At 42.7% G+C, this 23,845-nt stretch carries 17 protein-coding genes and 1 pseudogene; 9 read left to right on the top strand and 9 right to left on the bottom strand.

Features of this window, described 5'->3' with window-relative positions; translation table 11 throughout:
- Nucleotides 1–94: 94 nt before the first annotated feature.
- The 4 genes from tenA to ACEO2X_RS08240 all read left to right on the top strand — a co-directional run bounded on the left by tenA (nt 95) and on the right by ACEO2X_RS08240 (nt 4,660).
- Complete coding sequence (gene tenA, locus ACEO2X_RS08255) at nt 95–769, top strand: thiaminase II (protein ID WP_004970198.1); 675 nt, start codon at nt 95–97, stop codon at nt 767–769.
- 142 nt (nt 770–911) lie between these two features.
- The gene (gene uvrA, locus ACEO2X_RS08250) at nt 912–3,746 is read left to right on the top strand and encodes an excinuclease ABC subunit UvrA (RefSeq protein ID WP_004970200.1); all 2,835 of its coding nucleotides are present in this window, start codon (nt 912–914) and stop codon (nt 3,744–3,746) included.
- Between the two features lie 94 nt (nt 3,747–3,840).
- Entirely contained in the window at nt 3,841–4,242 is a 402-nt protein-coding gene (locus ACEO2X_RS08245) for a transposase family protein (RefSeq protein ID WP_371971615.1), read from the top strand.
- A gap of 22 nt (nt 4,243–4,264) precedes the next feature.
- Nucleotides 4,265–4,660, top strand: coding sequence for a transposase (locus tag ACEO2X_RS08240; RefSeq protein WP_371971623.1), 396 nt, complete (start codon nt 4,265–4,267; stop codon nt 4,658–4,660).
- A gap of 135 nt (nt 4,661–4,795) precedes the next feature.
- On the opposite strand, the pseudogene ACEO2X_RS08235 reads toward ACEO2X_RS08240, so the two are convergent.
- Nucleotides 4,796–6,494, bottom strand: a pseudogene (locus ACEO2X_RS08235) (GGDEF domain-containing protein).
- Between the two features lie 1,125 nt (nt 6,495–7,619).
- Between ACEO2X_RS08235 and omp33-36 the strand changes: the two are divergent.
- Nucleotides 7,620–8,528, top strand: coding sequence for a porin Omp33-36 (gene omp33-36, locus ACEO2X_RS08230; RefSeq protein WP_371971612.1), 909 nt, complete (start codon nt 7,620–7,622; stop codon nt 8,526–8,528).
- Between the two features lie 83 nt (nt 8,529–8,611).
- Here the strand turns inward: omp33-36 and ACEO2X_RS08225 are convergent, their stop codons facing one another.
- The 3 genes from ACEO2X_RS08225 to ACEO2X_RS08215 all read right to left on the bottom strand — a co-directional run bounded on the left by ACEO2X_RS08225 (nt 8,612) and on the right by ACEO2X_RS08215 (nt 11,556).
- Nucleotides 8,612–9,310 carry an ion channel gene (locus tag ACEO2X_RS08225; RefSeq protein WP_371971610.1) on the bottom strand — a complete coding sequence of 233 codons (699 nt, stop codon included), beginning with the start codon at nt 9,308–9,310 and terminating at the stop codon, nt 8,612–8,614.
- Nucleotides 9,311–9,512: 202 nt separating this feature from the next.
- On the bottom strand, nt 9,513–11,222 hold the full coding sequence (locus ACEO2X_RS08220) for a cation acetate symporter (RefSeq protein ID WP_168418953.1): 1,710 nt from the start codon (nt 11,220–11,222) through the stop codon (nt 9,513–9,515).
- A gap of 1 nt (nt 11,223) precedes the next feature.
- Complete coding sequence (locus ACEO2X_RS08215; protein WP_167845675.1) at nt 11,224–11,556, bottom strand: DUF485 domain-containing protein; 333 nt, start codon at nt 11,554–11,556, stop codon at nt 11,224–11,226.
- A 185-nt stretch (nt 11,557–11,741) separates the two neighbouring features.
- Here ACEO2X_RS08215 and ACEO2X_RS08210 point away from each other — a divergent pair, with 185 nt between their 5' ends.
- Nucleotides 11,742–15,233 carry a PAS domain-containing hybrid sensor histidine kinase/response regulator gene (locus tag ACEO2X_RS08210; protein WP_353675369.1) on the top strand — a complete coding sequence of 1,164 codons (3,492 nt, stop codon included), beginning with the start codon at nt 11,742–11,744 and terminating at the stop codon, nt 15,231–15,233.
- Nucleotides 15,234–15,769: 536 nt separating this feature from the next.
- Complete coding sequence (locus tag ACEO2X_RS08205; protein ID WP_353675368.1) at nt 15,770–16,537, top strand: hypothetical protein; 768 nt, start codon at nt 15,770–15,772, stop codon at nt 16,535–16,537.
- Between the two features lie 125 nt (nt 16,538–16,662).
- On the opposite strand, the gene ACEO2X_RS08200 is transcribed toward ACEO2X_RS08205, so the two are convergent.
- A complete protein-coding gene (locus ACEO2X_RS08200) occupies nt 16,663–18,363 on the bottom strand; it encodes an NAD-dependent malic enzyme (protein WP_004970216.1) in 1,701 nt (566 codons plus the stop codon).
- Nucleotides 18,364–18,533: 170 nt separating this feature from the next.
- Nucleotides 18,534–18,815, bottom strand: a complete 282-nt coding sequence (locus ACEO2X_RS08195; RefSeq protein ID WP_371971608.1) for a DUF2798 domain-containing protein — start codon at nt 18,813–18,815, stop codon at nt 18,534–18,536.
- Nucleotides 18,816–19,010: 195 nt separating this feature from the next.
- Here ACEO2X_RS08195 and argS point away from each other — a divergent pair, with 195 nt between their 5' ends.
- Nucleotides 19,011–20,801: an arginine--tRNA ligase gene (gene argS, locus ACEO2X_RS08190; RefSeq protein ID WP_371971606.1), complete on the top strand. Its 1,791-nt coding sequence runs from the start codon at nt 19,011–19,013 to the stop codon at nt 20,799–20,801.
- Between the two features lie 34 nt (nt 20,802–20,835).
- Nucleotides 20,836–21,444 carry an SPOR domain-containing protein gene (locus ACEO2X_RS08185; protein ID WP_004970222.1) on the top strand — a complete coding sequence of 203 codons (609 nt, stop codon included), beginning with the start codon at nt 20,836–20,838 and terminating at the stop codon, nt 21,442–21,444.
- Between the two features lie 95 nt (nt 21,445–21,539).
- Here ACEO2X_RS08185 and ACEO2X_RS08180 read toward each other — a convergent pair whose 3' ends face one another.
- The 3 genes from ACEO2X_RS08180 to ACEO2X_RS08170 form a co-directional block, all read right to left on the bottom strand.
- Nucleotides 21,540–22,193, bottom strand: coding sequence for a glutathione S-transferase (locus tag ACEO2X_RS08180; RefSeq protein ID WP_346792402.1), 654 nt, complete (start codon nt 22,191–22,193; stop codon nt 21,540–21,542).
- Nucleotides 22,194–22,314: 121 nt separating this feature from the next.
- Nucleotides 22,315–22,713, bottom strand: a complete 399-nt coding sequence (locus tag ACEO2X_RS08175) for an OsmC family protein (protein ID WP_168418959.1) — start codon at nt 22,711–22,713, stop codon at nt 22,315–22,317.
- Between the two features lie 32 nt (nt 22,714–22,745).
- A complete protein-coding gene (locus ACEO2X_RS08170; protein ID WP_346791938.1) occupies nt 22,746–23,693 on the bottom strand; it encodes a pirin family protein in 948 nt (315 codons plus the stop codon).
- Nucleotides 23,694–23,845 lie beyond the last annotated feature (152 nt).

Genomic DNA, 23,845 nt, shown 5'->3' with positions numbered 1-23,845 from the left:
ATGATTTTTGGTTTCCCGATCAGATACCGTGAAAACCGTGTTTTTCATTCCCAAACTGCTATAGTGAAATGCAACGACATATTAGGAATTTAGGATGCGCTTTTCTCAAGACGCTTGGCAACGTAACCTTGCCCTTTATCACAAGACGCTCGCTTTACCATTTAATCAGGAGTTGGCACAAGGCACCTTAAGTAAAGCTGCTTTTGCACATTATGTGATTCAAGATTCACATTACTTAATTGCCTACGGGCGTGCACTGGCCGTCTGTGCGGCTAAAGCTTTTGATGCAGATGATATTATTCAGTTCGCAGATGCCGCCAAAATCGCAATTGTGGTGGAACGTACCTTACATGACAGCTTTATGCAAGAGTTTGATATTTCCAAACAGGAATTTGAAAGTACTCCGCTGACCCTTGCCTGTCATCACTACACTTCTTATTTAGTCGCAACCGCATGGTCAGAAAGCTATCCTGTGGTATTGGCATCACTACTGCCATGTTTCTGGATTTATGCCGAAGTTGGTAAAGATATCGTCAATAATTCTGCACCGAATAATCCGTATCAGGCATGGGTCGATACCTATTCGGGCGAGGAATTCCACACCGCAGTCAATAATGTGATTCAAACCATAGACCGTGTTGCTGCGCGCTGTGATGCCGATACCCTTGAAAAAATGCACCACGCCTACACCAAAGCTGCAGAACTGGAATGGTTATTCTGGGATAGCGCCTATCATCAACGTCAGTGGCCGGGTTTAGATCAAGCTTAACGGCCGCCCTCACGCACCGTATGGGGATCACTCCATACAGTGCGACAAGCCATGACCGATAAAGCATGAAAAATAACACTTGAACAATTTTCATGCGCTATCATATATAGGTTTTTCATTTGCAAAATATCGAGAAGTTTTTATGAGCCAAAGTCATATCCGTATTCGAGGTGCACGTACCCATAACCTAAAAAACGTGAACCTTGATATTCCACGCGATAAATTTGTGGTAATTACGGGTTTATCTGGTTCAGGAAAATCTTCACTGGCGTTTGATACCCTTTATGCCGAAGGACAGCGTCGTTATGTCGAATCGCTTTCTGCATACGCACGCCAGTTTTTATCGCAAATGGAAAAACCTGAAGTCGACTCGATTGAAGGTCTAAGTCCCGCAATTGCCATTGAACAGAAATCGACCAGCCATAACCCGCGTTCAACCGTGGGTACCATTACCGAAATTTACGACTATTTGCGTTTACTGTATGCACGTGTCGGCACACCTTACTGTCCTGAACATGATTTACCAATGGTGGCGCAAACTGTTTCAGAAATGGTCGATGCTGTAAAAGCACTGGAAGAAGGCACTGCCTTAATGCTACTCGCGCCTGTGATTCGTGAGCGTAAAGGCGAATATGTGCATCTGTTTGAACAGCTACAAAGTCAGGGTTTTGTACGCGCCCGAGTTGATGGCGAAGTCATGGACATTGACCCACCACCAGAACTCGATAAAAAGAAAAAACATACCATTGAAGTGGTGGTAGACCGTTTTAAAGTCCGAGATGATTTGGGCAACCGTATTGCCGAAAGCTTTGAAACTGCACTGCGTTTAGGTGGCGATTTAGCCATTTTATCGTGGATGAATGCGGAACAACCTGATCGTATTTTTTCGGCCAAGCACTCTTGCCCGCAATGTGACCGTGCCGTGGCAGAACTTGAACCGCGCCTGTTCTCATTTAACAACCCTTTTGGCGCTTGTCCAACTTGTGATGGTTTGGGGACACGTAGCCATTTCAGTGCGGAAAAATTGATTCCAAACCCTGAACTGTCGATTAGTCAGGGCGCAATTCGCGGCTGGGACAGACAGCGTCCGTATTATTACAGCATGCTGGAAAAAGTCGCGGCACATTATGAACTCTCACTCGATACGGCATGGAATCAGCTGGACAGCGTGACACAAAAGAAATTCCTGTATGGCACAGGTAAAGACAAAATTGACCTGAGCTATACTGATGAACGTGGACGCCACCATAAACGTGTGATTGCGTTTGAAGGCGTGTTACCGCATTTAGAACGTCGTTACCGTGAAACCGAAAGTAATTATGTACGTGATGATTTGGCGCAGTATTTATCTAATGCTGCCTGTGATGCCTGCGGTGGTTCACGTTTAAATGAAATCTCTCGTAATGTCCGCGTGAAAGACAAAACCATTGCTCAAATTACCCAAATGTCGATTGGCGATGCCGAAGACTACTATCAAGGCTTAAATCTTGAAGGGGCTAAAGGTGAAGTCGCAGATAAAATCTTTAAAGAAATTCGTGAACGTCTGCACTTTTTAGTGTCGGTGGGTTTGAATTATTTAAGTCTGTCACGCTCCGCCGAAACTCTTTCAGGCGGTGAAGCACAACGTATCCGCTTGGCATCTCAAATTGGTGCGGGGCTTATGGGCGTGATGTATGTGCTAGATGAACCTTCAATTGGCTTGCACCAGCGTGACAATGATCGCCTGTTGGAAACCCTGATTCGTTTACGTGACTTGGGTAACACGGTGTTGGTGGTAGAACACGATGAAGATGCGATTCGCGCTGCCGACCATATTATTGATATTGGCCCAGGTGCAGGTGTGCATGGTGGACATATTATTGCCGAAGGCACCTATGCAGAACTGGCCGAACATGCAGACTCCCTAACAGGGCAGTATTTATCGGGCAAATTAAAAATTGAAGTGCCGAAAACGCGCACCCAACCGCCACATCCCGAACAACAAATTAAGCTAATGGGCGCAGCAGGACATAACCTGAAAAAAGTGGATCTCACTTTGCCTTTAGGGGTAATGACTTGTGTCACAGGCGTGTCGGGTTCAGGAAAATCCACCCTAATTAACCGTACTTTGTTGCCTTTGGCTGCAACACAATTAAATGGCGCAACTACATTAACCGCAGAAAAATTCGACTCGATTGATGGTTTGCAATATTTAGATAAAGTGGTGGATATTGACCAAAGCCCGATTGGGCGAACGCCACGCTCGAACCCCGCGACCTATACAGGCTTGTTCACTCCAATTCGTGAGCTGTTTGCGCAAACCCCTGAAGCTAAAGCACGTGGCTATGCAGCAGGACGCTTCTCCTTTAACGTTAAAGGTGGACGCTGCGAAGCTTGTGAGGGTGATGGCATGATTAAAGTTGCCATGCACTTCTTGCCAGATATGTACGTGCCTTGCGATGCCTGTCATGGTAAACGCTATAACCGCGAAACTTTGGAAGTCAGTTATAAAGGTCGCAATATTTCTGATGTTTTGGAAATGACCGTTGAAGATGCCATGCATTTCTTTGATGCCATTCCTGTGATTCATCGTCGGTTGGAAACGTTAAATCAGGTTGGCTTGGGTTATATCCGCCTTGGTCAATCAGCTACAACTTTATCTGGCGGTGAAGCACAGCGCGTAAAACTGGCGCGTGAACTGGCCAAACGAGATACAGGCAAAACCCTGTATGTACTGGATGAACCGACCACTGGTTTGCACTTCCATGACATTGCCAAATTGCTCGACATCCTGCATGAGCTACGCAACAAGGGTAATACCATTGTGGTGATTGAACACAACCTAGATGTGATTAAAACTGCAGACTGGATTGTCGATTTAGGCCCTGAAGGTGGTGCAGGCGGTGGACAAATCATTGCCGAAGGCACACCTGAAACTGTCGCAAAATCTAAAATTTCACATACCGCAAAATTCTTAAAACCGATGTTAAAAGGCTAAAATAGATTAGATCTCTTGCATAAATCAAAAAACGACCAATTTAGTGATTATTTTTCGTACCGATCAATAAGCCATATTCGGTTATCATTGTTGCATGAACTACTCAAAAGTAAAAACACTGCCAAGCCAGCAGTTTAAACGACTTGTCGGAATACAACCTTCAACTTTTGCAGAAATGCTTGAAGTATTGAGCGCCGCTCAAAGTGATAGTCGACGAGGAAGACCCTCAATCCTTTCGCTTGAAGATCAGCTATTGATGACCTTAAGCTATTGGCGTGAATATCGCACACTTTTCCATGTTGCGATGACCTATGGTATCCATGAGTCAAGTGCTTCACGTATTATTCAAAAGATTGAAAACCTTTTAATAAAATCCGATAAATTTCATTTACCTAAAAAGTTACCACAAGGCGAAGGTGTAGATTGGGAGGTTATCGTGATTGATGCCACGGAAATGACGATAGAACGTCCAAAAAAAACAGAAAAAGTACTATAGCGGCAAGAAAAAGCGTCATACGATCAAAGCTCAGCTGACGATTCACTACAAAACTGGTCAGATTATATCAACAGCCATTGCACAAGGCAGTGTGCATGATTTTCAATTATTCAAAAAACAGCGTAAAAAACAAAAATTCAAGGCATTGTTGCTTGTAGATAAAGGCTATCAAGGTTTGAATCGACTAGGAGTGAACTGCCTTATTCCCTTTAAATCAAGCAAAAATAAGCCATTGACGCTGTTACATAAGCAAATCAATCGTGAAATTGGAAAACGACGTATCCGAATTGAGCACGTAAATGGTAAATTAAAGACCTTTAGAATTCTTGCTGAACGTTATCGCAATCGGCGTAAACGCATGGGTTTACGCCTTAATTTGATTGCTGCAATTTACAACATGGAATTGATTAAAAAATGATTTTTGCAAGAGGTCTATTATTTCAGTTTTTAAGCCCATTCAAGTTTAAATACAGATTCAGCACAAACTTGTGCTGAATCTTTCACTCTAGGCTTTTTATCACTTCGGAGATGCTCATGGATCAATTACTGTGACTTAGTCACCAGCAACGGCATTGCGCCCACGTGCTTTGGCTCTAAATAAGTGTTTATCGGCTTTTTCCAACAATCTGCTCCATGACGCAGCACCCACCGCCACGCCAGCACTGACCGACACTTGAATATAATCATTCAGTTCTGGAATAAAAATTTCTTGATTCACAATATGGCAGCGCAATTTATCTGCCAAATACAGCGCCTCAGTAAATTCTATTTGCTCAATCAAAACCAAAAACTCATCGCCACCATAACGCACCACCAAGTCTGAGGCACGGACATGCGCTTTGAGAGTATCGGCAATACATTTTAAAGCTTGGTCACCTACCACATGCCCGAAGGTATCGTTAATGTGTTTGAATTTATCCACATCCATAATAATCAGACCAGTTTTGCTCAATTTTTCAGGTCGATGTTCTAAATATTTGATGTATTCCTCAAGCGCCAAACGGTTGGAAACGCCGGTTAAGGCATCGGTATTGGCAATATTACGCAGCTGAAATTCTAAAATATCACGCTGCTCTAGGCGTTGTTTTAATTTTTGAATGGCCTCTAAGAGCGTTACCTTGTCTGGATTTTGCGTCCCTTGAGCTTCATCTTCATAAGCTGCCAAACGTAAAATTTGGCTGCGTGCCTGAATTAAAGGAATAAAGACCTTTGAGCGCGCATAGACCATGGTGAAAATAGCAGCCAATAACGAAATAATTGACGCTACTAGGGTTAAAATGAAAATACGCTGAGCTTGATGATAATCTTTGTGCGCAACCTGCAAACTGTGCGCTAATATAAATGACTGCAAACTGACCACAGTGTTGAATTTCCACCATTTTTTGGGTGAGTTCAGTGCCTGTCAATGAAGAGGGTTGCCCATCAATACTTTGCTGAATCAATTGATTGACGATAGGAATTCCCTCATCCAGAAACTCCTTTTTTAATTGATCATGCAAAATATTATATTCAGGAATTTTATGTGCTTCAGGCAAAATGGTATGGATTAAATCCCACAAATAATAAGCTTGGCGTTGGGTTTGCAAAGAGCTCGCCAAATTGGTTTCAGGAATTTTTTCAGCAAACGTTACCGCGGCAATAATATTGGATGCCACCCTTCCCGCTTGATCACGCAAATCTGAAAGAACAAAAATCACACTATAATAGGTCGATACCGATGAGTCTTTTGCCACTGAATCGAGCATGACGTGTTTCAGCACATGCTGAGAACTGTCTCATGCCGCAAACATTTTTTGAATCGCATGATCCATCTGTTGAGAGCTACGCAAATGCTGTGGAGTTGCTGCATATTCATCGACCGCCTGACGCCCTTGTTCTAAAGCGGTCTTTAATTGATGCGATAAATGATGCGCATGGATAATAAAACCTTCTTTTCTTAAAATATTGATGGTCTGTTCTACTTGTTGATCCACGCCAGCACGGTACGCTTTCAATTCTTGTAAATTTTGCTGAAATTCAGCTGCTGAACTCGACATGACTTTGTTTGCAGGTGCTCGTTCACGCGAAATACTATTGGTCAGTTCAGCCACTTTGCCTAATACAGAAATTTCAATTAAAGCACGTTTTGTTTTTTGATAACTCTGATAACTATTCACCATCAGAGGAACGCAAATAAAAAGCAATGACACGATAATAATGATCATCGAGATCAACAGTCGCTGACTGATATGCTCTGTGCGCAATTTCATCATCATGCTAAGTTTCACCTACGTCATTATAACTGTGCAAAATCGTGGACTTGATCACTTAATCGGCGATTATATTACATGAGCAATCTTTAAATTACTTACAAAAAAGATAATTAATTCACTTATATTTTGAATTATTTAGTTTTTATCACCAAATCATAATAGCTAAATTGGATCTGATATTTTAAACCTGTCTAACTAGAGCATCTTATTCAAGAAAACGTCCAAAACCATACCCTGTGCCGATTTTCTTAAAACAACAAATACAAAAAATAATGTTTCAGCATGCAGAAAATATTTTACAGATGCAACATTTGGGTGCATAATGCACCTCATTAGGGCGAGTTTAGTTTTTCCTCAGCAGTAAACTAAATTTACCCGCAAATTTTGGCGAAAAATCCCAGTTTTTGAAAGAAAACTGGGATTTTTTTATGGGTTTTGATCATATCACACACTCAAACTGCACCATATCAGTGCAATTTTCGCAAAACCATTTGCGTTTTCACATGCAAAAAAAAACCCAACCTTGGGGAAAGTTGGGCAGATAAAAAGCAAACAATTATGGAGAATCAGATCGCACTACTGGATGAACCAAGCTTAGGATTTGATGGTTAAATTATGAGATAAGTCACATAATTTACAAACCCGACTTAAGTAGTAGGACTTCATGGTGCAATTATGAAATAAATCACAGTTTATGTAAAGCCTAGTCAACCAGTCTGATTTATTTTTATACAAATATTAAAAATTAATGTGATTAAATTCACATTATTCCAACTATTTCACTCAAATTTATTCTGAACAGACCTTATTTTTAGTTTGTTTTTTATCCAAAAATCATGATTTCACCCTAAAACAGGTGAGTTTTTCCGTTATTCTTCACTCTCCAAGAATTATTATTACAGATAATTTCAATTAAATTTATCGATTAACCCAATTAATGCTTTGCTTATTATTTCTACTTTTGTTGCAAAAACGAACATATCGACTTGTTATCCATACAGTTTTTAGGTTGACAGCAAAAATTTTATTTGAATATTTTTTAAACACCAAAGTCAATTGGACTTAATTCTTAAATAAAGTCCTTTTAGTTCATTGACTTAATAATTTGTTACACTAAAATTATCAATGTTTCATCCATTTTTAACAAAACTGGTAACTATCATGAAAAAACTCGGTTTAGCCACTGCATTATTATTAGCCATGACCGGTGCTCAAGCGTACCAATTCGAAGTTCAAGGTCAATCTGAATACATCGACAATACAGTAAACGATCAGGACTTTTCTGGTGCCCTTCAAGGTACTTACTACTTCAAAAATGTTGATGCAACTAAAGGTCCATTGGCTGAAGCTGCATTCTTAAACCAAGCATCAAATATTGCTTTAGCGTATAACTATGGTGAAAGCAAAGAGTTTGGGGATCGTGACATTGTGCACGTATATGGCGCTAAAGCTGAAGCGTATGTACCAACCCAATTGGTTCCAGCGTATGCAAGTGCTTCTTATAGCCACACAATTGTAGACAATAAAACTGGTTTTGCAGACGATAACGGCGACCGTTACGCTTTAGAACTTGGTGCAGTTGTTGCACCTAACTTCTTGGTTGCTGTAGGTTATACGAGTGTTGCAGACCAAGCTTCTTTAGATGCGTTCAACATCCTTGCTAATGGTGTTGCTAAAGCAGCGCTTGAGTCAGGCACAATTGCTGAAGACCAAGATGCAATCACTGCACGTACAAAATACGTAGGTGCAATTGACGGCACCAATATGGCTGTTGGTTTTGAAGCAGGTCTTGTATATGGTGAAGACACTATGTACAACTTAAAAACTGATCTTTACTTAACACCAGCGCTTAGCGTAGGTGCTTCTTATGTAGAAACAAGTGCTGACTCTGTTGTCGATTCTGCTTGGGGCGCGAACGTAAACTACTTCATCACTCCTGCAATTGCAGTAGGTGCAAGCTATGTAAATGCGAATGCAGAAGGTGTAGCTGTTGACACACAAACTGTTGGCTTAAACGCTAAATTCCGTTTCTAATTGAATATTAGACACCGAATATAAAAAAGACGCTCCTCTGAGCGTCTTTTTTATACCTGAAATATCACACACTGATCCTCAATTTAATCCGAAGAATCATCATGGTGATGATGCGGTAAGTGGCGAATGTACTGCAATGCGATTAAACGTGACACGATCAATGCCAAATACATCACGCCACAGAACATTTGCAACATGGCAATCACCCGTGCTTCAGGACTGATCGGTATAAGATCAGATAAGCCTGTCGCAGACTGCAAACTAAAACTTAAAAACAGTAAATCAAGCCAGCTTTGTAAACCTGCAGCATTTGGGTTCTGAAAACTTTGCGGAATCAAAATTTGACAGATGCTATATAAAAAGGCAAAACCCCAGGCGAGTAAAGTAAATACCGCTGCAGCAGCAAACAGTTCATCTTTGGTTAAATAACGGTCATGGAACATATAGCGCAATAAGCCATAGGCTGCGCTAAAATAGGCTGCAGCTTCACAGGCATGACTCATCACCAAAATAAGAGAATGCCGCACATCCAATAAAATAAAGAATGAAAAGAACAAAGCTGCATAAACAAAACTGAGCCCCAAAATACTCAACATTGGCGTTTGTCTAATCACTTTGGCAATGAGCAGCAACACCAATACCCCCACCATCCAAGTGATGACTTTGTAGGGCATGTTGTGATGTGAAAAGAGTGAAAGTAGCAAAATCACAAACTGCAAAAACAACAGCCATGCCGAAGGCAAGACCCGAAATCTTTTCCAAACATTGTCTAATATGTACATACATCTACTGCCTATTCTTTTTATATTGCATCCAACATAGCAGCTTATTTACGCATGCAATGCAATCACTCTGTATCAAAATTGCATATCTCAATAACCGTATCCATAAATGCTCAAGATATTGATCGGTATGCTTACCCAAGCCAACAGGCAGACATAAAAAAAGTCCCATTGCTGGGACTTTTTTGAGGTGTTTCAGACCTTAGTGGTCAGATGCACCAGAGATACCAATACCAGTTTGTGAGCGTACGAACTGTGCATCGAATGCTTTACGTTCAGCTTGTGCTTGCGCAGAGTTGTCAGTGATAGAGAACAACCAGCAGCAGAAGAATGAAAGTGGCATTGCAAAGATCGCAGGACCGTTAAATGGGTTGATTGGTGTGTCAGAAATTTGAAGCGTATCTACCCAAACTGCTTTAGACAATACAATCAAGGTTACTGCTGAAGCTAAGCCTGCTACACCACCAATCACTGCACCGCGAGTCGTTAAGCCTCTCCAGAACATAGACAATACAAGTACTGGGAAGTTTGCACATGCTGCTACAGAGAATGCTAAACCTACCATGAACGCAACGTTTTGTTTCTCGAAAAGAATACCCAAGATCATTGCGAAGATTGCTAAGCCTAAAGTTGCAATTTTAGACATGCGAAGTTCAGATTCAGGAGTCGTTTGACCTTTCTTGAATACGTTAGCATACAAGTCGTGAGAGATTGCTGAAGCACCAGACAATGTCAAACCAGCTACAACCGCAAGAATTGTTGCGAATGCTACCGCTGAAATGAAGCCCATGAACAAGTCACCGCCAACTGCGTCAGACAAGTGCACCGCAGCCATGTTGTTACCACCAACAAGTTCTAACTTGCCAGTAACTGCCATTTTCGCAACATCAAGGAATTGTGGGTTGTTTGATACATAAAGGATCGCACCAAAACCAATGATGAACGTTAATAGGTAGAAGTAACCAATGAAACCTGTAGCAACTACAACTGATTTACGCGCTTCTTTTGCATCTTTTACAGTGAAGAAACGCATCAAGATATGTGGTAAACCTGCAGTACCGAACATTAATGCAAGACCAAGCGAGATTGCATCAATTGGGTTAGAGGCTAACTTACCAGGACCCATAATGTTTGCAGCATCTGCCAAGCTCAAGTCATGTACTTTAGAGAATACTTGGATTGATTGCTCGAACATGTTAGTGAAGCTGAAGCCCACACCTTTCATTACCATGAAGGCCATGAAAGTTGCACCTGAAAGTAACATCACCGCTTTGATGATCTGTACCCAAGTTGTTGCCAACATACCACCGAACATTACGTAAGCCATCATGAGTAGACCCACGATTACTACAGCAAGGTTGTAGTTCAAACCAAAGAGTAGTTTGATTAACTGGCCCGCACCTACCATCTGTGCAATCAGATAGAACGCAACTACAACAAGTGAACTGAATGCTGCAAGGGTACGTACTGGCTTTTCAGCTAGACGGAACGATACAACGTCAGATAGGTTATATTTACCTAAGTTACGTAAACGCTCAGCAATCAAGAACAATACGATTGGCCAACCGACCATGAAGCCAAGTGAATACAGCAAGCCGTCAAAGCCTGACATAAACACCATTGCGGAAATACCCAGGAACGACGCTGCTGACATATAGTCACCTGCAATCGCGAGACCATTTTGGAAACCTGAAATACCACCACCTGCGGTATAGAAGTCCTTAGTGCTTGTAGTTTGCTTCGCTGCCCATTTAGTAATGAACAAAGTTGCGCCCACGAAAATCAAGAACATAATAATTGCAGGCCAGTTGGTTGGCTGCTGTTCTGCTGCACCTAAATCTGGTCCTGCAAATGCCATACCTGACATTAATACAGTAGACGCAGCCAGTGCTTTCAATGAATTCCATTTCATCTTAGTGCGTTCCTTTCTCATGTGTAATTGCTTCAACTTCACGCATCGCTTCTTCGTTCAATTGGTCAAGTTTGCCATTCGCAATTGATGAATAAACAGCACACAAAATGAAAGATAAAACGATAATGCTCAGACCTAATGGAATACCCCAAGTCGTCACACCGCCAGAAATTGAACTCAATAAGAATTCTTTGTTATAGCCCACTAAAAGCATGAAACCTACGTACACAAACAACATGATTGCTGTTAATGTCCAACTTAAGTTACTTTTTCTGCGAACCATTTCTTTGAATTTTGGGTTTTGTAGAATGCGTTCTACTTGTACCTCATCCATAACCTGCTCCTTCAAGCGCCCTGCCTTAGACGCAAATTTTTAATTCGAATTATTTCGAACTTAAAATTAACAATGTTGGAGCCGATTTGCAATTTAGACTTTGGTCGCTAAAAAAATGATCAACCTCAGCGCAAAGGCAATGGAATAGGCTATCATAGCCCTATTGTCGATACTTTTAAGGCATCATGAACAGCTGGCTCATTATGGGGGTTTTAGCCCTCTATATCGCATTACTTTTTATCTGTGCTTTCTATGGGGAAAAACACGCCAGTCGTTTAAGCACGCGTGGGCGCATGCTCATGTTCAGCTTAACTTTAGGGGTGTACTGTTCATCATGGACTTTTTATGGTGCAACGGGCGCAGCCGTTCGTGAAGGGATCATTTTTTTACCCATTTATTTAGGGCCATTGCTGTTTGTCGCTGTTGGTTATGATATTTGGCGACGTTTAGGTCGAGTACGGCAACACCACGCCATTTCATCGATTGCTGACTTTGTTGCTGCACGTTATGGTAAAAGCGGGCCATTGGCATCACTGGTCACAATTTTGGCGGTGATTGCAATTATCCCCTATTTGGCTCTGCAATTACGCGCAATTGCGCTCAGTGCCGCAGTGGTTTTAGATCAAAGCACCAATGTTGAAAGTACCACCAATGCAGTGTTATTCCTGACAGGTTTATTGGCTATTTTGGCGATGCTGTTTGGTACTCGACAAATTGCCAATACCGAGCAACACGGCGGCTTAATGCTCGCGGTTGCCTTTGAGTCCTTTGTCAAACTATTTGCCTTGCTGGCGGTGGCTTTCTTCTTTGTATTTGAAGCACCTGACAATATTCATCAAATTGCCAATGATGTTTCAATTACCTTCCATGAAGTACAACTGTTTGGTGTGCCTGAAACTTTTTGGGTGCAAACTTTATTGGCGGCCTTAGCAATTATTTGTTTGCCACGTCAGTTCCACGTTGCTGTGGTCGAACTGCGCGATGAAAAGCATATTCGTGGCGCGCGCCGCTGGTTTGCCGTTTATCTGATTTTAACCACCATCGCGATTGTTCCAATTGCCAGTTGGGCCTTACACGCAGCTCCGCAATATTTAGCCATCCCAGATGTAGCAGTTTTGTCTTTACCACTCAGTTATAACCAAGACTGGCTAACGCTGTTGGCATTCTTGGGAGGATTCTCCGCCTCGACAGGAATGTTATTGGTATCTTCAGTAGCACTGTCGATCATGCTGAGTAATGACCTGATCATGCCTGCCTTGTGGCGTATGGGCATTTTCTCACGCCATGACAAGCGCTTACCTTTGGTACTGAAATTCACCCGACGCATTTGTATTTTAGCGGTGATGCTGCTTGGTTTCCTGTTCTTCAACTTCTTTAACGATATTGATCAACTTTCTGTGTTTGGCTTGTTGGCCTTTAGTGCAGTGGCGCAGTTCTCCCCTGCCCTGATTGGGGGGTTATATTGGCGCGGTGGCAGTAAACAGGGCGTTTATGCAGGTTTAATTGTTGGTTTTGCGATGTGGGCCTATACCCTGCTGCTTCCGACCATTTTACGCAGCCTGCCAAGTCAGTTCAGCGACTTTACCCGTGAGTTTTTACTGCTTGGGCCTTTGGGCATCAACTGGTTACGCCCTGAAGCCTTGCTTGGCTTTGAATCTTTTGCCCCGCTCACACATGGGGTGGTTTGGGCGCTCGGTTTAAATATTTTGTTATATGTTTGGGTGTCACGTATTTTCCGCCCAAGTGTGGCAGAACAGATTCAGGCCGAAAGTTTCTTTTATTATGAAACCAAGCCTTTGCCAACTCAGAACATGAGCAACGAGGTCAGCTATTCACATCAGGATGTAGCGCGTTTAAAAGTAGGCGATTTAATCACACTGGCAAAACGCATTACAGGCGAATCTCCAACCCGACAAGCCTTTGAGCAGTTTAGTCAGCAAAATAATGTGGTGCTGAATGAAAATGCCAATGCCAACGGCATGTGGTGGCGTTTTACCGAACAATATTTGGCAGGCACCATTGGTGCAGCATCTGCGCGTACTTTGCTCACCACTGCCATGGTCAATAACGGACTCGCTTTAGGGCAAGTTGCGAATATTCTTGACCAAGCTTCACAATGGCAGCGCTTCAATCAAAATCTGATCATGACCATGATTGACCACATGACCCAAGGGGTGAGTGTGGTAGATGAAAATATGTGCTTGGTGGCGTGGAACAATCAATATCTTAAACTATTTGATTATCCTAAAGATATTGTCTATGTTGGCTGCCCAATTGCCGATTTGATTCGCTATAACGCAGAACGTGGTGAATGTGGTCCGGGCTCAATTGAAGAACACGTGCGTAAACGTATTCACTGGATGAAAATGGGCAGTGCACACGAGTTTGAACGCATCCGTAAAGATGGTCGTGTAATTCAAATGCGTGGTAATCCAATTGAAGGCGGTGGTTTCGTGACCACCTTTGCCGATATTACCGCTTTCCGTGAAAACGAAGCCGTACTTGAAGCACGGGTACAAGATCGCACACAACAATTGGCCGATGCTTTGGCAGAACAGCAATTGGCACGTGAACAAGCCGACAAAGCCAATATGTCCAAAAGCCGCTTTATTGCCGCTGCCAGTCATGACTTATTACAGCCAATGCATGCAGCGCGCTTATTCAGTACGGCTTTAGAGCAAAGTATTCAGTCCGATGAAGACCGTAAAACCCTGCAACAACTGGATCGTGCCCTGCATGGTGCAGAAAGTATGCTCTCGGCCTTGTTGGATATTGCCCGTTTGGAAGGCGGTACGATTCAGCCGAAACGTCAGGCTTATCCACTGCATGACTTACTCAGCGATTTAAGCCTGCAATTTAAATCCATTGCGGCACAACGTGGCATTGAATTCCGTGTGCATGACGTACAGTTCTGGATTGATACCGACCCACAATGGATTCGTCGTATTATTCAAAACTTTGTCAGCAATGCGCTGCGCTATACCGCCAAAGGGCGTGTTGTGGTAGGGGTACTGCGTTCTGCCGAGCATCCACAGCATATTCGGATTGGGGTGTGGGATACAGGTCCGGGTATTGCCGAAGAACAACGTATTAAACTGTTTCAGGAATTTGAGCGTTGCGGACATACGTCGCCTTGGGGTGAGCAAGGTCTAGGTCTTGGGTTAGCGATTGTGCAGCGTATGACCAGTTTGCTGAACTACCCTGTGCATGTCTATTCGGAATTGGGCAAAGGCTCGTGCTTTATGATTGAAGTGCCGATTGTCGAAGCTCCAAAAGTAGTGGCTGCACCTGTGCAAGTGGTGCCGTTGAAAACCAAAGCCTATAAAATTTTGTGTTTAGACAATGATGAAACCATTTTGGAAGGCATGGCGACCCTGCTGAGTAAATGGGGCTATCACGTATTTAAAGCCACCGAACCTGAACAAGCAATTGAGTTGATTCAACGTGAGCACATTCAAGTTTGGTTGGTCGATCAGCACTTAAATGACGATAAAATCGGTTTAGATTTTATTCTGGAACATCGTCAAGCCGATGTACCTGTGGCGTTAATTACTGCTGACTCTGATCCAGAACTACCGCAACGCTTAAAAGAACTCAACATCGTCTTGCTGAAAAAACCATTAAAACCAGCATCGCTACGTTCTTGGTTATCGGGTCTGAAAATTTCGGAGACTTGATTCACATACCTAACTTTGGCTAATTTGGGGCGCTCATCCCACAGAGATAAAGCTGAGATGAACGCACCGACCTTGTTACATTTTCTGGTTTGGTTACATTTGTTAGTCTGATGACCAAGCTTCACTTTACATAGCGAAATATGGCTACAATGAAAATCCAACACATTTGCTGTCAATATTGACAGCGATTGACCTGATGCAGCACACCAATTGACCAAACTTTTCAAAAACACTGCCTTTTGATGCGCTACAATTCACATTAAATATCATGGTCAGATTCGCTATGGCAAAGTCTGACAAGATCGTAAGCAAATACACCCAAACTTGCTTACAATTTCTTTAATTGCCGAGTTTGTAAAGGCTTTTCTGAGCACATTGCAATACATTAGACTTTAGTCTTATACATCTATTGACTATCTGCGCGCATAACTAAGTACAAGAAATGATCAGCGCATTCATCTTCAAGCCACATCCAAACAAATTTCCTGCCCTATTAAGCGTTGATCGACCTGTTTTCACGTTTTAGGAAGAATCTCATGAATACCGTGAACCATGAACAGCAGCTCACAGAACAAACACAGCAGCTACAGCGTCAATATGGCGTAAATGCGCTATTGCCCGAAATTCACTGGGATCGTCTGTTTCAAAACAGCAAACTCAAAGCTCCTCATCTACAAGCGCTGAATACCCTGTATCAAACCGCAGTACCCTTAGCCCTACAAGTCTTTGAAGAACTCAATTTTGATGTGTTTCGCCCTGCAGCGTATCAACCACAAGGTTTAGGTCTGTTCAACAAACTTTCAGCACAGGAGGAGCAATTACTGGATGTTTTGGAACAAGAAGCGCAAGGCTTAGATCAAAGCACCCGCCAGCATATTTGGAGTATGTTATTACGTGGTGGTGCGGTACTGGTCTTTAAAGCATGGTTAGGCAAAGTCAAAACAGATGAGGCACAACTCGATACAGCTCAATTTGATGAATTGTCCGATTTGCTGTTCATTAAAACCTCACCTTTTGAGCTGGCAGAACGCTTAAAAGTCGATGCGCATGCACCCACTGAACATATTTTTCTACTGTATGGCAATGACGTGTATTTAGACCGTTTTAACAGTCTTGAAACGGCAGCCTTATTTGTCGATTTAGGCGTGTACGATGCTGCGTTTATAAGCCTGAGAGATGACCACGTTGCAAAATACCTGATTGGACAAGGCTATGTCAGTGAGCAGCAAATTGATGAATTGCAATGTGCCTTAAATCCTTTGAATTGTGCCGATTTAAATCCAAAACAGAACTATATTGCTTAGTGTGAGTTGAAGACTTAAATTCCAAGTAATCACATCGCAAACCCCATCCTATTCCAAATAAAAACAAGGCGTGCAATAGCACGCCTTGTGGCTTATTTCATTAACAATACACGAATGAATTTTGCTTAAAACGTCACACGTTTATAATCACGATATTCAGGCTTCCAGAAATTAGCCTCAATTGCCTCTCGTAATGCCTCATCACTCATGACAGCTGCAACGCCTGCATCCATTGCTGCTTTTGCGACTCTAAATGCAATAAATTTAGACACCTGCTGAATTTCATTTAAATCAGGCAATAAATCTGCATTTGGATCCTGCAACAATGGTGAGCAGTCCGCCAGCGCATTACTGGATGCAATTAACATACTGTCTGTCACACGTGTTGCCCCTGCAGCGATTACCCCTAAGCCAATACCTGGGAAAATATACGAGTTATTGCATTGGGAAATATTATAAAGTTTGCCCTGATAGTTCACTGGCTCAAATGGGCTACCTGTTGCAATTAAGGCCTTGCCTTCAGTCCACTCCAAAATATCGGCAGGAAATGCTTCAACTTGTGAGGTTGGGTTTGACAATGGCAACACAATTGGACGCTCGCAATTGGCAGCCAAGGTTTTAATCACCTCTTCAGTAAATAAACCCGGTTGCCCCGAAACCCCAATCAATACCGTTGGCTTGGCGTTTTGAATGACGTCCAACAGAGAAATCACACCTTCAGGATTGCCCCAATGTGCAACACGGTCAGGACTTTGTGCCAATTTACGTTGGAAATCGAGCAAGTTTGGCTGATTGCTGGTGAATAAGCCAAAACGATCCACCATATACACACGAGCACGTGCTTCAGCATCGCTTAAGCCTTCCACCACCATTTGCGCCACAATTTGCTCGGCAATACCACATCCTGCAGAACCCGCGCCCAAAAAGGCAATGGTTTGATCTTTCAGCTGCTTGCCTGCCGCACGTGATGCAGCAATTAAACTGCCCACAGATACAGCAGCAGTGCCCTGAATATCATCATTAAAACAGCAAATCTGATCACGATATTTATTCAGCAAGGGCATGGCATTTTTCTGAGCAAAATCTTCAAACTGAATCAATGCCTTTGGCCAACGGCGTTTCACCGCATCAATCACCTGATCGACAAATTGATAGTATTCCTCACCACTAATACGTGGCTGATTCCAGCCCATATAGATCGGATCATTCAGTAATTGTGGGTTATTGGTGCCTACATCTAAGGTAATGGGTAAGGTATAGGCAGGACTAATACCGCCACATGCTGTATATAAAGACAGTTTTCCAATTGGAATACCCATGCCGCCAATGCCCTGATCACCCAAGCCTAAAATACGCTCACCATCGGTAATCACAATCACTTTGACATTCTTTTTATTGATGTTTTGTACAATATCATCAATATGGGCACGGTCTGGATAGGAAATAAAAATACCCCGATGACGGCGGTAAATATCGGAAAAACGCTGACATGCCTCGCCTACAGTTGGGGTGTAAATAATTGGCATCATTTCACTCAAATGCTGTTCAATCAGGTGATAAAACAGGGTTTCATTGGTGTCCTGAATGTTGCGCAAATAAATATGCTTGTTGATGGCATCGCTAAAAGCAGAATATTGCTGATACGAACGCTGGCTTTGTTCTTCAATATTTTCAATTGCATGTGGAATTAAGCCATGCAAGTTAAAACGGGTGCGTTCTTCTTCTGAAAATGCAGAACCTTTATTTAATAAAGGCAATTCTAAAAGGCCGTTGCCCGCATAGGGAATATATAAAGGACGTTTCTGCTGCAAATTTGCGGTTGTCATTGTTCATCTCATTCTAATCGGTTGCTGATGGCGCATGGATTGAGATGCACCATCTGACATCTGACTAGCTTAGCCCGAATTGCAGCAAATAGGGCATTTAGAAGTTTGATAACCAAATCTGAATGATTTTTATTTCTGATAGCCCATGTTATATAGGCATCGAACCTAATTTATTTGGGTGGTTGCAGTGGCGTCATATCTACAATTAAGCCAGTGAACTTACGCACCAAAGGCAGCACACATAATACGACTGGAAAAGCAAACGCCCAAGAAATCATCCAGTTATTGAACCAGAGTGTAAAAAAACCATCAATCCAGCCTAAATTACGAATCATATTGATGAAGGAAATGATGCCACTCATCAAACACGATAAAAAGAAAGGAATCACCACGGTGGCCCATTTCATAGGTAACTTGGGTACATTGCCAAAAATCATTGCACGTTGTTTCATGCCATAGCCTTTTGCCTGACGTTATTGGCAGATACTATGCCATGAATTGCTTAGAGAAAGGATGATTTTTCAGACAATGTATTGCTTTAGATCCACCCACCGCAAAATTCGATAAAGCATACAATTGCATTCCCCTAAAGCCCCTGAAATTTGCTATATTTAGCGTTTTTCTGCACATCTATTTTTCGACTCAATATGAATACGGCAATACAAGCAGCGCTCGAGCATGCAGTGCAATCCCTTCAAGCTGAAGGTGTACTCCCATCTGACTGGAACAATACGAGTAATTTAACCCGTACCAAAGACCGCAGCCACGGCGATTTCGCATCGAATATTGCCATGATTGCCTCTAAAGCTGCGGGTATGAAGCCGCGTGATTTAGCCGAAAAAGTTCTTGCTGCACTGCCTGAAGTTGCAGACATCAGCAAAGCAGAAATTGCAGGCCCTGGTTTTATTAACTTCTTTTTAAATGCCGATCAGCGTTTTAGCGTTTTAGACCAAATTCAAGCACAAAAACAACAATTTGGACGCAGCCAAATCAATGCAGAAAAACGCATTCAGGTCGAGTTCGTTTCTGCTAACCCAACCTCAAGCCTACACGTGGGTCATGGTCGTGGTGCTGCTTATGGTATGACAGTTGCCAATTTACTTGAAGCCACAGGTGCTAAAGTTGACCGTGAATACTATGTCAATGATGCTGGCCGTCAAATGGATATTTTGGCGACTTCAACTTACTTGCGTTATTTGGAACTGGCAGGTCAAACGCTGGTGTTCCCCAAAAATGCGTATCAGGGTGACTACGTTAAAGACATCGCACAAAGCATTTTAAAACAGGATGGTGAACGCCATGTACGCCCTGTTGCAGATGTATATAACAATGTGCCTGAAGATGTGCAATATGCGGCAGAACTCGATGCCGATGGCAACAAAGTGGTCTTGTCGGGCGACAAAGAAAAACACATTGATGGTTTGATTTTCAATTCACAAACGCTCTTGGGTGATGATTACCGCGTGTTCCATCAGGCTGCGCTGAATGCTATTTTGGCCGACATTAAAGATGACTTGGGCGAGTTTGGTGTCACCTTTAACCAATGGTTTAGCGAAGCGTCATTGACTGAAAAAATTGATGAAGCTCTGCAAACACTAGATCAACGTGGTTATCTATACGAACAAGACGGCAATATCTGGTTTAAATCGACCGCATTTGGCGATGAAAAAGACCGTGTGGTGAAACGTCGTAATGGTCAAACCACTTACTTTGCTTCAGACATTGCTTATCACCTGAATAAATTACAACGTGGCTACACAGACCTAATTGATATTTGGGGTTCAGATCACCACGGTTATATTTCACGTGTGAAAGCGGCCATTGATGCACTAGGCTACGACTCGAAAAAATTAACGGTACTATTAGTGCAGTTCGTGAGCTTATGGCGTGGCGGTGAAATGGTACAAATGTCATCCCGTTCAGGTCAGTACGTAACCTTGCGTGATTTGCGTAAAGAAGTCGGCAACGATGCTGCGCGTTTCTATTATGTCATGCGCAAATCTGAACAGCACATTGACTTTGACCTAGATTTGGCCGTTTCACAAAGTAAAGACAATGCGGTCTACTATATTCAATATGCACATGCACGTATTTGTCGTATGCTCGAAAAAGCTGCTGCTACGCAATTGAATTTTGATGCGACGACTGCACGTCAGTTTGCCGCTAAACTTGAGCTAGATGCTGAAACTGAAATTTTAGCCAAACTGGCTGCGTATCCTGAAATTTTAGTGCGTGCTGCCAACAGCCATGAACCGCATCAGGTAGGTAACTATTTGAAAGAATTAGCAGCATTGTTCCACGGTTGGTACAATGAACATAAAGTTCTGAATGATGATGCAGCCTTGACCCAAGCACGCTTATTGCTTTCAGTAAACATACAACAAGTCTTGCGTAATGGTTTAGAATTATTAGGTGTCTCTGCACCAGAAACAATGTAAAAGCCCAATAAAAGCATAACAAGAGGAAGTCCACGTGTTTGGAAAAACGCAACGCGGTGTATCTGAGCGACCGAATAAGCCTAAAAAACCACTAATTCCAACGTGGTTAGGCACACTCGTGGTGATTTTAATCGTGTTGTGTTTTGCTGTAGCCTTAATGCTATGGAAACCGTGGGCACCTGTACAGCCTAAAGGGCAAATCAATTCTGAGCATTATCAGGAAGATACCAACAAAGACTATCGTTTTTATGATTTGCTGCCACAGCAACAGGTTACCCCAATTCCTGAGCAAGCGGTGCCTGAAACACAGCAACAGAATACCGTAGTCATTGTTGAAGCGCCTGCTGCTGTAGAGGCGCCAGCGGCCAGCGAAGCCAATGTTGGTCTGACAGAAATGCCTGCCCCTGTGGTACAAGCCAGCTATATTCTACAAGTGCGTAGCTATACCGACCCAGATGCTGCAGATGCACGTCGTGCCGAAATTATTTTGAATGGTTTATCGGCAGATGTAGTGAAAAGTGTAGAAGGTGGTGAAACTTGGTATCGGGTGATTTCAGGCCCTTATGATTCAGCCGATGCTGCAGTGATTGCTCAGCAAACTTTGCAGCATAGTGGAATTGATTCAATTGTCGTGAAACGCTAAGCCTCATTGTTATCAATCGACCAAAATCAATTAAAAAAAGATGCCTCGGCATCTTTTTTTAGGTCTATAGAACGATGTACTCACAAAAATCATCGCTAGATTTGCATTAACTGCTGCTCACGTTCGCGTGCACGCTGAAATGCAGGACGCTGTTCCACGCGTGCCAAATAAGCCGCAATCTGTGGATAATGATGCCCGGTACGGCTTTGCAATGCTTGGAGCGGGAAACCCATTTGAATATCGGCAAAAGAAAAATCCCCTGCAAAATAATCATGTTTGGCCAAATAATCTTCTAAATAAGCAATATGATCTTTTAAACGAGGCTGAATAAATCCTGCTTTAATACCTGCACTAATTTTGTTTGCCACTGGTCGAACTAACCATGGCACTTGCTGTGGCACTTTGGTCAATACCAACTGCATCACTAACAATGGCATTAATGAACCTTCGGCATAATGCATCCAGTATTGATAGGCTTGCTGTGCTGAAGTCTGCTGCGGTTTAAACTGCGCTTGCAAATCATAATGCTGCTGCAAGTATTCCAAAATTACTGCAGATTCTGCGATGGTCTGCTCTGCATCAGTTAAAATTGGCGCTTTACCCAATGGGTGAATCAGCTTTAATTCATTGGGCGCACTTAAATTGGGCTGACGGTGGTAAAACTTGATTTCATAGTTCAAACCCAGCTCTTCGAGCGCCCACAAAATACGGAAAGAGCGGGATTGATCAAGGTGGTGTAAAGTAATCATAAACGTCCTATTTTGTTTATTGCATCTGTTTTAAGTGATTGTTATATCTTCTGTTTCACGCAACATTATAAAAAGGCATGTCCTGCATGCCTTTTTATAAGAGACAGATTCAACTCTAGGTTTAACCCAATTCAGTTCGAATTTCCACACTGCGTAACAAGGTTTTCGTCACTGGTGTTTTTTGACAGATATTCAGTACTTTTTGCTGTAATTCTACATCCAATACCACTTCAGTTTGCACACGGCGTTCAATCCACTCCTGCCCTTCCTGATTGGTAAAGAAGTCCGCCTCGACCTGAATTTTGCCAAAATCCAAACCCTTATGCTGTGCATACATACGCAAGGTAATCATGGTGCAAGCGACCAAACTGCTACATAACAGATCATAAGGTGCAGGACCTGCATCTTGACCACCTAACTTTTCAGGCTCATCTACCTTCCATTGGTGCTGACCACTTTGGATCTGGCCTTGCCATGCTGTGTCTAAACTGCGTACCTGTGCTGTGCCAATCTTGGCCATAAGATGCTCCCTATAGAGTGATATTCCATCATTTATTTTGATGCACGCATTTTTGCGGGGAAAGTCGGTGCTTCTAAACGTGGCCCATCATAGTCTAGAATTGTGCCAAAACGAGGATCATGATTGATCCATTGCTCACGTGCAATGCTTAACTCTTCTTGGGTACGACCGACGAGATTCCACCACAACAAAATTGGCGACTCAAAAGGCAATCCGCCCAATAGCAACAAACGCGCACCCGCATGTAAATCTAGCTGAATTTCGGTTAAACCCGGTTCAAGCACCAGCATATTTTCATCGTTTAATTCATGCCCATGCACAGTGGCTGTGCCTTCCAGCATCATCAAACCATATTCAAACTTAGGATTCAGCGGCAAACGGGTTGTCGTGCTAGTTTCACTATAAATATCCACCCCTAGCAACTCACTATGTACCAATACTGGCGAAGTGGTATTTAAAAACTCACCTACTAAGATGGTAAATTCCACTCCATCTTGCTGCACCACAGGCAAGTCAGGGTAATGATCAAAACGTGGCGCCATATTGCGCTGATCATCAGGTAAAGCAATCCACAATTGCGCTGTATGCATGTGTGTTTCGGTGTCGGGAGCAACTTCGGTATGTGAAATACCATAACCCGCGGTCATTAAATTAACCTGTTTGGGACGAATCAATTGCTTAGTACCCAAACTGTCGGTATGCATAATGCTGCCTTCAATCATCCAGGTGAATGTTTGCAAACCTATATGCGGATGCGGACCAACATCTAAGCCTTCACCTTGTGGAAAATTAACAGGGCCTGCGTGATCTAGAAAACACCATGCCCCAATCATGCGTTTATGCCGACTCGGTAAAGCACGTTTAATTAAAGTTCCCTGCCCAATTTCAGCACTACGCAGTGGAAATTCCTGTATAAATTGCTTGACGTACTTATCACAATCGTCTGAATTGGAAAGTTCGGTATAATTGCTGTTGCTCATCCTATACCTGTTCCTTAAAATGTAATCAAACATAGTCAAGGACTAATTCGCACTCTGTTAATGTCTTGTTGCCAAGCGTGTAACTAGAGCCTGAGTCGGTCAGTTCCGACTTGTAGCGGTCAGTCCGTTCTTGCAATATACGCTTTACAGTT

This window comes from Acinetobacter sp. AL9 (assembly GCF_041464035.1).
GTDB lineage: Bacteria > Pseudomonadota > Gammaproteobacteria > Pseudomonadales > Moraxellaceae > Acinetobacter > Acinetobacter towneri.
The sequence above is the reverse complement of the archived record's forward strand: the minus strand, read 5'-3'. Positions and strand labels throughout refer to the sequence as shown.

What these genes read in the sequence shown, in the direction of transcription:
- tenA (WP_004970198.1), top strand. Translation starts at nt 95, where the DNA reads ATGCGCTTTTCTCAAGACGCTTGGCAACGTAACCTTGCCCTTTATCAC.
- uvrA (WP_004970200.1), top strand. Translation starts at nt 912, where the DNA reads ATGAGCCAAAGTCATATCCGTATTCGAGGTGCACGTACCCATAACCTA.
- ACEO2X_RS08245 (WP_371971615.1), top strand. Translation starts at nt 3,841, where the DNA reads ATGAACTACTCAAAAGTAAAAACACTGCCAAGCCAGCAGTTTAAACGA.
- omp33-36 (WP_371971612.1), top strand. Translation starts at nt 7,620, where the DNA reads ATGTTTCATCCATTTTTAACAAAACTGGTAACTATCATGAAAAAACTC.
- ACEO2X_RS08225 (WP_371971610.1), bottom strand. Translation starts at nt 9,310, where the DNA reads ATGTACATATTAGACAATGTTTGGAAAAGATTTCGGGTCTTGCCTTCG.
- ACEO2X_RS08220 (WP_168418953.1), bottom strand. Translation starts at nt 11,222, where the DNA reads ATGAAATGGAATTCATTGAAAGCACTGGCTGCGTCTACTGTATTAATG.
- ACEO2X_RS08215 (WP_167845675.1), bottom strand. Translation starts at nt 11,556, where the DNA reads ATGGATGAGGTACAAGTAGAACGCATTCTACAAAACCCAAAATTCAAA.
- ACEO2X_RS08210 (WP_353675369.1), top strand. Translation starts at nt 11,742, where the DNA reads ATGAACAGCTGGCTCATTATGGGGGTTTTAGCCCTCTATATCGCATTA.
- ACEO2X_RS08205 (WP_353675368.1), top strand. Translation starts at nt 15,770, where the DNA reads ATGAATACCGTGAACCATGAACAGCAGCTCACAGAACAAACACAGCAG.
- ACEO2X_RS08200 (WP_004970216.1), bottom strand. Translation starts at nt 18,363, where the DNA reads ATGACAACCGCAAATTTGCAGCAGAAACGTCCTTTATATATTCCCTAT.
- ACEO2X_RS08195 (WP_371971608.1), bottom strand. Translation starts at nt 18,815, where the DNA reads ATGAAACAACGTGCAATGATTTTTGGCAATGTACCCAAGTTACCTATG.
- argS (WP_371971606.1), top strand. Translation starts at nt 19,011, where the DNA reads ATGAATACGGCAATACAAGCAGCGCTCGAGCATGCAGTGCAATCCCTT.
- ACEO2X_RS08180 (WP_346792402.1), bottom strand. Translation starts at nt 22,193, where the DNA reads ATGATTACTTTACACCACCTTGATCAATCCCGCTCTTTCCGTATTTTG.
- ACEO2X_RS08175 (WP_168418959.1), bottom strand. Translation starts at nt 22,713, where the DNA reads ATGGCCAAGATTGGCACAGCACAGGTACGCAGTTTAGACACAGCATGG.
- ACEO2X_RS08170 (WP_346791938.1), bottom strand. Translation starts at nt 23,693, where the DNA reads ATGAGCAACAGCAATTATACCGAACTTTCCAATTCAGACGATTGTGAT.